This is a genomic window from Mesorhizobium sp. M8A.F.Ca.ET.021.01.1.1, from assembly GCF_003998025.1.
GTDB lineage: Bacteria > Pseudomonadota > Alphaproteobacteria > Rhizobiales > Rhizobiaceae > Mesorhizobium.
Genome location: NZ_RZSJ01000149.1, coordinates 1 through 11,464, shown reverse-complemented (window position 1 = coordinate 11,464; position 11,464 = coordinate 1). Strand labels below are relative to the sequence as shown.

Annotated in this window: 11 protein-coding genes; 3 read left to right on the top strand and 8 right to left on the bottom strand. The window is 63.8% G+C overall.

From position 1 onward, the window contains the following. The 6 genes from EOA36_RS14215 to EOA36_RS14195 form a co-directional block, all read right to left on the bottom strand. Positions 1-766, bottom strand: a 766-nt coding sequence (locus EOA36_RS14215; RefSeq protein WP_127278181.1) for an LLM class flavin-dependent oxidoreductase, incomplete at its 3' end; no start/stop codon positions are given. Between the two features lie 248 nt (positions 767-1,014). Further along, entirely contained in the window at positions 1,015-1,950 is a 936-nt protein-coding gene (locus EOA36_RS14210; RefSeq protein WP_127278180.1) for a sugar ABC transporter substrate-binding protein, read from the bottom strand. Positions 1,951-1,982: 32 nt separating this feature from the next. Further along, complete coding sequence (locus tag EOA36_RS14205; protein WP_127278179.1) at positions 1,983-2,978, bottom strand: ABC transporter permease; 996 nt, start codon at positions 2,976-2,978, stop codon at positions 1,983-1,985. Further along, a complete protein-coding gene (locus EOA36_RS38245; RefSeq protein WP_245464354.1) occupies positions 2,978-3,136 on the bottom strand; it encodes a hypothetical protein in 159 nt (52 codons plus the stop codon). Before EOA36_RS38245 ends, EOA36_RS14205 begins: the two co-directional genes overlap by 1 nt. Next, positions 3,112-3,870: an ABC transporter permease gene (locus EOA36_RS14200; RefSeq protein WP_245464353.1), complete on the bottom strand. Its 759-nt coding sequence runs from the start codon at positions 3,868-3,870 to the stop codon at positions 3,112-3,114. Before EOA36_RS14200 ends, EOA36_RS38245 begins: the two co-directional genes overlap by 25 nt. Further along, the gene (locus EOA36_RS14195) at positions 3,867-5,369 is read right to left on the bottom strand and encodes a sugar ABC transporter ATP-binding protein (protein ID WP_127278178.1); all 1,503 of its coding nucleotides are present in this window, start codon (positions 5,367-5,369) and stop codon (positions 3,867-3,869) included. The genes EOA36_RS14200 and EOA36_RS14195 overlap by 4 nt, the downstream gene beginning before the upstream one ends. A 331-nt stretch (positions 5,370-5,700) precedes the next feature. Between EOA36_RS14195 and EOA36_RS14190 the strand changes: the two genes are divergently transcribed. The 3 genes from EOA36_RS14190 to EOA36_RS14175 all read left to right on the top strand — a co-directional run bounded on the left by EOA36_RS14190 (position 5,701) and on the right by EOA36_RS14175 (position 8,972). Beyond that, positions 5,701-6,375 carry a GntR family transcriptional regulator gene (locus EOA36_RS14190; protein WP_127278177.1) on the top strand — a complete coding sequence of 225 codons (675 nt, stop codon included), beginning with the start codon at positions 5,701-5,703 and terminating at the stop codon, positions 6,373-6,375. A gap of 279 nt (positions 6,376-6,654) precedes the next feature. Further along, on the top strand, positions 6,655-8,166 hold the full coding sequence (locus EOA36_RS14180; RefSeq protein ID WP_127278176.1) for an altronate dehydratase family protein: 1,512 nt from the start codon (positions 6,655-6,657) through the stop codon (positions 8,164-8,166). Positions 8,167-8,225: 59 nt separating this feature from the next. Beyond that, positions 8,226-8,972: an SDR family NAD(P)-dependent oxidoreductase gene (locus EOA36_RS14175; RefSeq protein WP_127278175.1), complete on the top strand. Its 747-nt coding sequence runs from the start codon at positions 8,226-8,228 to the stop codon at positions 8,970-8,972. A gap of 14 nt (positions 8,973-8,986) precedes the next feature. On the opposite strand, the gene EOA36_RS14170 is transcribed toward EOA36_RS14175, so the two are convergent. Together EOA36_RS14170 and EOA36_RS14165 are read right to left on the bottom strand one after the other, a co-directional pair. Then, positions 8,987-9,892, bottom strand: coding sequence for a dihydrodipicolinate synthase family protein (locus EOA36_RS14170; protein WP_127278174.1), 906 nt, complete (start codon positions 9,890-9,892; stop codon positions 8,987-8,989). A gap of 11 nt (positions 9,893-9,903) precedes the next feature. Then, the coding region (locus EOA36_RS14165; RefSeq protein ID WP_145969169.1) for an IlvD/Edd family dehydratase at positions 9,904-11,464 on the bottom strand (1,561 nt) is incomplete at its 5' end.

Below are 11,464 nucleotides of genomic sequence, written 5' to 3'. Positions count from 1 at the left end.
GCCGGCTGATCAGGCGGTCGGCGGCGGCCCAGGCCTGTTCGGTCGTCTCGCGGGCGATGACATGCAGGCGAATGCCAAAGGAAAGTTTGCGGCCGGCCTTTTCGGCCAACTCGCGCACGGCGTCGAGCTTGCGTTCGACATCGGCCGGGGGTTCCCCCCAGGTCAGATATTTATCGATTTCCTGCGCCGCCACTTGCGATCCGGCGTCCGACGAGCCACCGAAATAGAGCGGCGGATACGGCGTCTGCACTGGCGGGAACAGCAGGCGACCGTCCTCGATGCGGAAATGCTTGCCCTGGTGCTCGACCGTCTCGCCGCTCAGCACGCGCTTGTAGATGTGGAGGAATTCCTGCGTCACCTCGTAGCGCTCGGCATGCGAGAGAAAAATGCCGTCGCCCTTGTTCTCCAGCGGATCGCCGCCGGTGACGACGTTGATCAGCAGGCGGCCGTTGGAGATGCGGTCGAGCGTGGCGGTCATGCGCGCGGCAAGCGTTGGGGACTGCAGGCCGGGCCGCACGGCTACGAGGAAACGCAGCTGCTCGGTCAGCGGCGCCAACGCCGAGGCAATCACCCAGGAATCCTCGCAGGCCCGGCCGGTCGGCAACAGCACGCCGTAATAGCCCAGCGTGTCGGCCGCTTTCGCCACCTGCGTCAGATAGGGCAGGTCAACAGCCCTGCCGCCTTCGGTCGTGCCGAGATAGCGGCTGTCGCCATGTGTCGGCAGGAACCAGAGCACCTTGATGCGGTCGGCGACATCGCGGCTCATGACCTGCCTCCCGCTGGATGGCGGCGGTGACGGCCTAGGTCTGGGGCGGTTGAAGGCAGGCGCAAAAGGTCGGGCATGGCGTGGTCCTGTCCGGGAAACAGATCGCCGATGCAGATTGCTTATTCTATAAATTCTGTAGAGTTAGTTTATTCCAAATCCTCCGCCGCAATTAGAAATTCTTCCTCATGCTGCGCCGTCCGCAACGAGCGGAGAGGCCGGCCAACTATGCAGGGCCGGCCTTGGCCTTGTCAGAACGCCGGTTCCACCGCGTTGACATTGTCCTTGGTGACGACGGTCAGCGGGATCGGCAGCCGGTCCTTGACCTCCTTGCCGTCGATGATCTCGGCCATGGTGTCGATTGCCAGGCGGCCGTCCTCGACCGGCGACTGCACGATGGTCGAATACATTTCGTTGGTGCGGATCGATTCGAACGCGTCCTTCTGGCCGTTGATGCCGACGATCGGCGGCGCCGCCTTGGAGGGATTGGCCTCCTTCCAGGCGTCGATGAAGCCGCGTGCCATGGTGTCGTCATTGGCATAGACGCCGCTGATCTGGTCACCGAAGCGAGTGATGAGGTCGCGGCTCACGACCAGCGCCTTCTGCTGGTCGAAGTCGGCATTGACGGTGTCGAGCACCTTCAAGTCGGCGCTGGTTTCCTTGAGGCGGTCGGTGAAGCCGCTGACACGGCCGATCGTCGTGCCGTTGCCGGCCTGGCCGGCGATGATCACGACAGAGCCCTTGCCGCCGAGCGCCTTGCTCAGCGAATCCGCCGCCAGCTTGCCTTCCTCGTAGACGTCAGGTCCGGTGAAGGACTTGATGAACGGCTTGGCGTCGTCGCTCATCGGCGAATTGATGAGGATCGCCGGGATGTTGGCCTGCTGCGCGCGGGCCAGGCCAGGGATGTAGGCCTGCGGGTCGAGCGGCCACAGGATGATGCCGTCAACCTTGCGCGCCACGCAGGTGTTGAGCTGCTCGGTGCCCTTCTGGACGTCGAAGTCCTGACTCAGGCTGAGAATCTCGACGCCGAGTTCCTTGGCACGGGCCTCGAGCGCCTTGTTGGCCGGCGTCGCATAGGCGTGCGAATCCGCCGCCGTCACATAGCAGACCGTCTTGGCATTGGCCCAGCCTGTCGACGCCAGCAACGCCACGGCGGCGATCTGGAGCATGCTTCTCTTGCCAATCATATCTTTCCTCCCAATCATGCTTTTCCTCCCAATCATGCTTTTCCTCCTTGAGTGATTGGATTGTCGCGAACGAGCGCGGGGCGTGTGCCCTGAGCCCTCCCCGTGGTGGTAACGGCCCGATCGAGCATGACGAGCAGGATCAGGATGAGCCCCGATACGACCTGCTGGACGTATGCGGGAACGGACTGGAACTCCATCGCGATGGTCAGCGAGCCGATCGTCAGCACGCCGCCAAGCGTGCCGAGCGCGGATCCCCTGCCGCCTTCGAGGCGGGTACCGCCGACAACGACCGCGGCGATGACGGCAACCGTCAGTTCCGAGCCGAAGACGGGCGACCCGGTGTTGGTGACGAGGCTCTGGAGAACCCCGGCGAAGCCAGCAAGCGTGCCGGCAAAGACAAAGCCGAGAAAGACGATGCGGTCCGAAGCGATGCCGCTCTCCTTGGCGGCCGCCGGATTGGAGCCGACGGCAAAGACATTGCGGCCCGGAATGGTGCGCGTCAGCCAGAAATGCAGCAGTACGATCAGGATGATGAACAGTGCGCTGCGAATGGTGAAGACATCGAGGTAGATCTTGGCCAGAGCCAGCGAAAGCATGATGTCAGTGCCCGACACCGGCTGGCTGTTGGTGATCCAGTGCGCCAGCGAGCGGAAGATCAGCATCGTGGCCAGTGTCAGGACGAGCGAATTCACCTTCAGCCCGACGACCAGGGCGCCGTTGATGGCGCCCGCCAGCGTGCCGGCAAGGATGGCGACGATCGCGGCGGGCAGGATGCCGATCTCTCGCTGCAGGATGACGGATACGATCCCGGCCAGCGCGAACACCGCGCCACCGGATAGGTCGATCTGGCCCGATATCAGAAGCACGGTAAGCCCAATGGCGATCAGGCCGATCGTGGCCGCCCTGTCGAGGCCGAGGCTGAGCGTCGAAGCCGACAGATAACCCGGAACGAGCAGCGCGGAAGCGACCAGGGTAAGGCCGAGGATGATCACGACCCGGTATCGCGAGGCGAGGACGAGAAGACGCATCAAGCCACTCCCCGCTTGCGCAACGCGGCATCCATGCCGACAGCCCCGACAATCAGGATGCCGAGCACGAAACCCTGGATCGGCGTGCGCACGCCGTCGAGCACCATGACGTTGGTCAGAAGCTGCACGAAGATCAGCCCGGCGATCGCCCGCGGCACGGAGCCGAAGCCGCCGATGATCGAGACGCCGCCGACCACCACCGCGGTGATGGCGCTGAATTCATAGCCGGCGCCTTTGTGATCACGGCACTTGCCTCGGCGGCGCTGTAATTGCCGCCGGTGGCGAGCGTCCATCGGCCCCAGAAGGAGCGCGACAGGACGAAATGGCCGATGAGGGCAATGACCAGGAAGATCAGCACCACGACCGGAATGCCGAACAGGCGGCCCTTGGCGAATTCGGCCGAGGCGGGATTGCTGCCATAGACGATGACGCCGCCAACGGCAGCCTGGACGATGCCCAGCCCGATGGTGCCGATGCCGAGTGTGGCGATGATGGGGTTGATGCCGACATAGCCGACCAGCACGCCGTTGAGCAGGCCGATCAGACCGGCGAGGCCGACCGCAAGGACAAAGGCGGGCAGAGGCCCGATCATCGGCTGCAGGCCGAGCGACAGGATGGCGCCGCAGGCTATCGTGGCCGGCACCGACAGGTCAGCCAGGCCACCGACCACCAGCACGAAGGTCATGCCAATGACGACGATGCCGACGATGGACATCGACGTCAGTACATTGAGCAAATTGCCTGACGTGAAAAAAGCGGGACTGACAGAGGAGCCGTAGAGCATGACGGCCAGGATGGCGAAAGCGAGGCCCGCCTTAGACAGGGCATCGACAAGCTTGCTGCCGCGCGTAAAACGGTCGGGGGTGACGATCTTCACGGCCGCGTCGGTCACGCCACTTCCTCCCCGGTCGCCAGGGCCATGATGCGCTCCTCGCTGAGTTCGGCGCGCTCCAGCGGCTCGCAGGCATGTCCGTCGCGCATGACCACTACACGGTCGCAGACGCCCAGGATCTCGGGCAGTTCGGACGAGATCATCACCACCGCCATGCCGCTTGCGACGAGCTGGCCGATGATGTTGTGGATCTCGGCCTTGGCGCCGACGTCGACGCCGCGCGTCGGCTCGTCGAGGATCAGCGCCGACGGCCTGGCGGCAAGCCATTTGGCGATGACCGCCTTCTGCTGATTGCCGCCGGAAAGGAGATTGATGCGCCGTTCGCCATCGGGCGGCGAAATCGAAAACTGCTTCACGTAGTCCGCCGCCAATGCCCGGTCGGCACTTCGCCTGATGCGCCCGAAACGGCTCAGGCGCCGCAAGATGGGCAGGCTGATGTTCTCCCGGATCGACATGCCAGGCACGATGCCATCGCCCTTGCGGTCCTCCGGAACGTACGCAATCCCGGCCTTAACGGCCTGCGATGGGGAATTGATCGAGACCTCGCGGCCGTTGACGCTGACCGTGCCCTCGACGAGGCGCGACAGGCCGAAGATTGCGCGCGCCACCTCGGTGCGGCCGGCACCAACCAGGCCGGTCAGGCCCAGTATCTCGCCGGCTCGCACCTCGAAGCTGACATTGCGGAAGCGCGTGCCGTCGCTGATGCGCTCGACGCGCAGCACCGACTTGCCGATCTCGGCCTGGCTTTTGGGAAAGACGTTACTGACCTCGCGGCCGACCATCAGCCTGATCATCTGCGCGGCGGTGATGCCTTCGATCGGGCGCGTCTCGATCATGGAGCCGTCGCGCAGCACGGTCACCTCGTCGGCGATCTCGAGCACGTCCTTCAAGCGATGACTGATGTAGATGATGGCGATGCCGTCATCGCGCATCTTGCGCAGGATCCTGAACAGCGCTGTTGTTTCATGCTCGCTGAGGCTCGATGTCGGCTCATCCAGCACGATGATCCGGGGTTGCGCGGCATAGGCCTTGGCGATCTCGACGAGCTGCTGCTGGCTGATCGACAGATTGCCCAGCCGCTCGCGCGGATTGATGGCCGCTCCGAGTTCGGCAAGGACGGCGCCGGCCTTCCTGACCATCTCGCCCTTGCGCAGAAAGGTCCATTTGCCGGGCATGCGGCCGAGATAGACGTTTTCCGCGACAGTCAGGTCCGGCACCAGATTGATTTCCTGGTGCACCATGCGGATGCCGAGAGCCTGGGCGTCGGCGGGACGGCGCATGCGCACCTCGGCGCCACCGACCTTGATGGTGCCGCTGGTCGGCGCGTAGGAGCCGTTGAGCACTTTCATCAGCGTCGATTTGCCGGCGCCGTTCTCGCCCACGACCGCATGCACGGTGCCGAACCTGACGGCAAAATTGACGTTTGACAGAGCCTTCACGCCCGGAAACGTCTTGCTTATGCCTCTCATGTCCAAGGCGCAGTCGGCGGCGACAGTCATGTCTGGCTACGTTCCTCCCGGCAGGCCGGCCCGTTGTCCTTGGCATCGAGCTGTTGTGTTATTTTAGTATAATTCCATTTTAGAGCGCGAACCAATGCGGCCAGAAGGCATGCCCTCTCGGCGTGCAGCTTGGTTCAGGCCTTCACTTCGCGGTGAAATTCATCACTATCGAGGATCTATTGCACTAATATAACAGTTCTGGCAAGCTGGATTCCGATGACCTGCGCGACCATCCCATTGTCGATAGAGACCACCCCTCGCATCGGGTGCATTCCGATTTACATTCTAATATAATCTGATCATTTCCGGTGAACGAAGCTACGGATTTGCCATGGACCTTGACCCTTCGACCCTCAATCGGGCTCTGCCGCTCCGCGATCAGATCTATCACAAGATCCGCAACCTGATCGTCGTCGGGCAGATGAAGCCGGGGGAAGTGATCAACGAGGTGGCGATCGCCGAAGCGCTCGGCGTCTCGCGCACGCCGGTGCGGGAAGCCGTCAAGCGCATCAGCGACGAAGGCCTGGTGAAGATCCTGGCGCAGACCGGCACCTATGTCGCGCCGATCAGTCGTGCCGATCTGGAAGAAGCCTATGTCATCCGGCGGGCACTGGAGATGGAGAGCGCACGGCGCGCGGCCGTCAAGCTCACACCGGCGTCGGCGGAACTGCTGGAGGACAATATGGCGGCACATCGGCTTGCCATATCGCGCGGCCGATACGCCACCGCGATCCAGCTCGACGACGTCTTTCATCGCACCATTGCCGAGATTTGCGGCCTGCCGATGATTTGGCGCGCCGTCGATATTTCCAAGGCGCAGATGGATCGCGGCCGCTACCTCGCCATTCCAAAGCCCGGCTACGGCGAACAGACGATCGAGCAGCACGAAGCCATCCTCGACGCGCTGAAGCGTCACGATGCCGAAGGCGCCGCGCGGGCGATGGAGCACCACCTCGAAACGTCCTTCCGCAACACGCTCGAAGTCGCCGCCGAGCTTCTCGGCTGAAGCCGGACGGCACCGCAACCGGGACACGATTGGCACATGCGAAGAATGGGACTTTGTATCGGCCTGAAGGCATAGGCGATCGCGGAATACCAGCGCGCACGCCGCGGTCTGGCCGGAGGTGCTGGCCGTCATCCGTTCCGCCACCAACTCTCTTCCTTAACGCCCGGCGAACGCAGCTTATCCAGGCGACGCTTGACCACTAACATTCTATTATATTAGTATTCCTTATGCCTTTCGCCCCCCGGCTTTGTTCGGGGTGGCCTTTTCAGAGTTTGGGTAATGACGCGCTTCATCAAGCTATCGCACGCCGACAACATCCTACTGGCGGTCGATCCATTGGCGGCCGGCGAAAAGGCCGGCGACGTGGCTGCGAGGGCTCGCATCCCGCGCGGCCACAAGATGGCCATGCTCGACATCGGGGCGGATGAACCGATCGTAAAGTATGGCCAAACCATCGGCTTCGCGCGTGGGCCGATCGCGGCCGGAGATTGGGTGCACGAGCACAATGTCTACCTGCGCGATTTCGAGCGCGACTACGAGCATGGCACCGACGTCAGGGAAACGCCGGTCCTTCCCGATGGCGAACGGGCGACTTTCATGGGCTACCGCAGGTCCAACGGCAAAGTCGGCACGCGCAATTTCATCGCCGTCCTGACCTCGGTAAACTGCTCGGCCAGCGTCGCCCGCTTCATCGTGGAAGAGGTCAACCGTTCAGGCATGCTGCGCGACTATCCCAATGTCGACGGCGCCATTGCGCTCGTGCACGGCACCGGATGCGGCATCGACACCAAGGGCCCGGCCTACGATCTGCTGAAGCGCACGCAGTGGGGTTTTGCCACCAATCCCAATGTCGGCGGCGTGCTGATGGTCGGACTTGGCTGCGAAGCTTTCCAGATCCCGCGTTGGATGCAATCTTATAACATCGAGGAAAGCACCACGTTCCGCACAATGACGATCCAGGAAACCGGCGGCACCCGCAAGACCGTCGATGCCGGGGTGAAGGCCATCGTCGAGATGCTGCCGATCGTCAATGCCGCGGAGCGGACGCCGCAGCCGGCTTCCGAGCTGGTGCTGGCGCTACAATGCGGCGGCTCGGACGGCTATTCCGGTATCAGCGCCAATCCGGCACTGGGCGCGGCAGTGGATCTGCTGGTCGCCCAAGGAGGGACCGCCATCCTTTCTGAAACACCCGAAATCTACGGCGCGGAGCATCTCTTGACGCGGCGAGCCGAAAGCCGGGCCGTCGGCGAAAAACTTGTCGAGCGCATCCGCTGGTGGGAGGACTATACCGCCAGGCACGACATGGAGATGAACAACAATCCGTCTCCCGGCAACAAGCTCGGCGGGCTGACCACCATCCTGGAGAAGTCGCTGGGCGCCTCCGCCAAGGGAGGCACGACCAATCTGCGCGCGGTGCTGGAATATGCCGAGCCTATCAACGAGCGCGGCCTCGTCTTCATGGACACGCCAGGCTACGACCCGGTCTCGGCGACCGGTCAGGTGGCGGGCGGTGCCAACATATTGTGCTTCACCACCGGGCGCGGTTCGGCCTTCGGCTGCAAGCCGACGCCGTCGATCAAACTCGCCTCCAACTCCTTCATCTTCGAGCAGATGCCCGACGACATGGACATCAATTGCGGCGACATCCTCGACGGCGTGACGCTGGCGGACAAGGGCGAGGAGATCTTCGCCGAGATCCTGCGCGTGGCATCGGGCGGGCGCACCAAGTCGGAAGCGCTCGGCTATGGCGACAATGAGTTCGTGCCCTGGAGCCTCGGCGCGACGATGTAGCAGTACCGCTCACTTTCAACACGTACCCCCAGTATCTCAGACGGAAAGAACCGCTCGGCATGAACAGGATAGACCTTGACGGCCAACACGCCGTGGTTACCGGAGGCGCGCAAGGCCTCGGCTTCGCGATGGCAAAGCGTTTTGTCGCCTCGGGCGCGACGGTCACCTTGTGGGACCTCGACGAGGCGCGCCTCGATACGGCCAAGCGGGAACTCGGCAAGGCAGCCACGACGCTGGTCGTGGACATAGCCGACTGGGGTTCGGTGGACGCCGCGCGTGCCAGGACGGAGGAGATCGCGAACAAGATCTCCATCCTCGTCAATTCGGCGGGCATTGCCGGCCCCGCCGCCCCGCTCGATACCTACGACGTCGATGTGTGGAAGAAAATCATCGACGTCAACGTCAACGGCACCTTCTACGTCAACCGCGCCGTGGTGCCGGGGATGAAGGAGCGCAATTACGGGCGCATCGTCAACATCGCCTCGGTCGCAGGCAAGGAGGGCAACCCCAACGCCGCCGCCTATTCGGCCTCGAAGGCCGCCGTCATCGGCATGACCAAGTCGCTCGGCAAGGAGCTGGCGCAGTACGACATCGCCGTCAACTGCATCTCGCCGGCCACTGCGCAGACGCGCATCCTCGAACAGCTGACGGCCGAGCACATCGAATACATGCGCTCGCGCATCCCGCGCGGCCGCCTGCTGGAGGTCGACGAGGCCGCCGCCATGGTCGCCTGGCTCGTCTCCAAGGAAAACAGTTTTACAACCGCTTCCACCTTCGACCTGTCGGGTGGGCGAACGACCTACTGACGAAAAGACGCTGTTCAGGCGGGCAGCCGACCAAGGCTGGCGGCGAAGCGCTGCACCATCGCAAGCCCGGTCTCGTTTGGCCGCATCGCTGGCGCACGGTCGTGAATCTGGATACCGGCGCGGGCGCCGAACAGCCGCTTGCCGTAGCAGATCAGGTTCTCGATGCCTTGCATGACGAAGACCGCCGCCGGCAACATTCTTTCGTAGGCCGCCTCGGCCGCTGCTTCGTCTTCGGCGCGGAACGCCTGATAGGCGCGCACGGCGTGGTCGATGCCATCAGGCGCCAGGATCATGCCACGGCAACCGATGCGGAAATTGTCGGTCAATTCCAGCCCGCCCCGCCCGTTGAAGACGGGGATGCGGCCTTCGGTGCGCTCGATCAGGCCGGCAATGTCGGTGACCGGGCCTTCGCCCTTGATCAGCCTGATGTTGGGGTGGAGCGTGACGAGCTCGCGAATCTCGTCCGATGTCAGGCCACGGCCGAAAAAGGCCGGCGCGTTCTGGATCGCCACCGGCAGGTCGGTTGCCTCGGCGACGCGGCCAAAAAAGCGGATGTATTCGGGCGCTCCATAGGATCCAACTGGCGGCGGCTGCAGGATGACCCAATCTGCGCCGAGGCTTTCCGCATGCCGGACCTGGGATATCTGCTCGGCAACGGAAGACCCGAAGATGGTGAAGGCGAGCGGTACCTTGCCGGCGGTGTCCTGCGCCGTCCACTCCATGATCGTGCGGCGCTCCGCCTCGGTCAGCTTGGCGACTTCTGTCGCGAGGCCAAGCGCCGCCATCCCATGCACGCCGCTCGCCAGGCAGATCTCGACCTGCCTGCGCATCGCCGCGCGGTCGAGTTTTTCCTGGGCGTCGAACAGGGCGTAGAGGATGGCGTGAATGCCGTGGAAATCATCGGGCTGGAATTTTGGCATCCCACGCGCCCTCAATGGCTTTCGCGCGGAATGGCGTGGCCACGGTTGCCGACCAGAAAGTCGAGATCGGCGCCACGGTCGGCCTGCAGGACATGGTCGACATAGAGGCCCTGATAGCCGCCGCGCATCGCCGGCTCGGGCGGCTGCCAGGATTGGCGCCGCCGCGCCAGCTCCTGTTCCGACACGTCGAGATGCAGCTTCCGCGCCTCGACATCGAGTTCGATCATGTCGCCGCTCCTGACCAGCGCCAGCGGACCGCCGACGGCGGCTTCGGGTGCGGCATGCAGCACGACCGTGCCGAAGGCGGTGCCGGACATGCGGGCGTCGGAAATGCGGATCATGTCGCGGACGCCCTTTTTCAGGAGCTTTTGCGGCAGCGCCATGTTGCCGACCTCGGCCATGCCCGGATAGCCCTTGGGGCCGCAATTCCTGAGCACCATGATCGAGGTCTCGTCGATGTCGAGTGCGGGATCGTCGATGCGCGCCTTGTAGTCGTCTATGTCATCGAAGACGACGGCGCGGCCGCGATGCTTCATCAGGGATGGTGAAGCGGCCGACGGTTTGATGATGGCGCCATCGGGTGCCAGATTGCCACGCAGCACCGCGATACCGCCATGCGGCGTCAGCGCCCTGTTGCGCGGACGGATGACCTCGGGATTGTCATTCCGGGCGTCGGCGATGTTGTCGCGTACGCTCTTGCCGGTGACCGTCAGCGCGTCGAGATCGAGCATGTCGGCGATCTCTTTCATGACCGCCGGAATGCCGCCGGCGTAGCAGAAATCCTCCATCAGGAAACGGCCTGATGGCATCAGGTCGAGGATGGTCGGCACGTCGCGACCGAAGGCATCCCAGTCATCGAGGCTGAGTTCGGTGCCGACGCGGCCTGCAATCGCCAGCAGATGCACGACCGCATTGGTCGAGCCGCCGATGGCGCCGTTGACGCGGATGGCGTTGGCGAAAGCCTGCTTGGTAAGAATGGCCGAGGGGCGCAGATCGTCATTGACCATCTCGACGATACGCCGCCCGGTCATGCGGGCGATGCGGTTGCGTCGCGCGTCGACGGCGGGATAGGCGGCGTTGCCGGGCAACGCCAGCCCGAGCGCTTCGACCATCGAGGCCATGGTCGAGGCCGTGCCCATGGTCATGCAGTGCCCAGGCGAGCGCGACATGGCGCTCTCGGCATTGGCGAAATCCTGCTCGCTCATGATGCCGGCTCGCACATCCTCGGAGAATTTCCACACATCGGTGCCGGAGCCGATCTGACGACCCTGGAAGCGGCCATTGAGCATCGGCCCACCGGAAATGACGATCGATGGCAGGTCGCAGGAGGCAGCCCCCATGACCAGTGACGGCGTGGTCTTGTCGCATCCGGCCATCAGCACGACGCCATCCATCGGATTGCCGCGGATCGCCTCCTCGACATCCATCGAGGCGAGGTTGCGGAACAGCATCGCCGTCGGCCGCAGATTGGATTCGCCGCAGGAGAACACGGGGAATTCCAGAGGCAGGCCGCCGGCCTCCAGCACGCCGGCCTTGATGTGCTCGACCAGGCCGCGAAAATGCACATGACAC

Excerpts from the sequence above, each read along its gene's own strand:
- EOA36_RS14210 (WP_127278180.1), bottom strand. The coding sequence starts at position 1,950 with ATGATTGGCAAGAGAAGCATGCTCCAGATCGCCGCCGTGGCGTTGCTG.
- EOA36_RS14205 (WP_127278179.1), bottom strand. The coding sequence starts at position 2,978 with ATGCGTCTTCTCGTCCTCGCCTCGCGATACCGGGTCGTGATCATCCTC.
- EOA36_RS14195 (WP_127278178.1), bottom strand. The coding sequence starts at position 5,369 with ATGACTGTCGCCGCCGACTGCGCCTTGGACATGAGAGGCATAAGCAAG.
- EOA36_RS14190 (WP_127278177.1), top strand. The coding sequence starts at position 5,701 with ATGGACCTTGACCCTTCGACCCTCAATCGGGCTCTGCCGCTCCGCGAT.
- EOA36_RS14180 (WP_127278176.1), top strand. The coding sequence starts at position 6,655 with ATGACGCGCTTCATCAAGCTATCGCACGCCGACAACATCCTACTGGCG.
- EOA36_RS14175 (WP_127278175.1), top strand. The coding sequence starts at position 8,226 with ATGAACAGGATAGACCTTGACGGCCAACACGCCGTGGTTACCGGAGGC.
- EOA36_RS14170 (WP_127278174.1), bottom strand. The coding sequence starts at position 9,892 with ATGCCAAAATTCCAGCCCGATGATTTCCACGGCATTCACGCCATCCTC.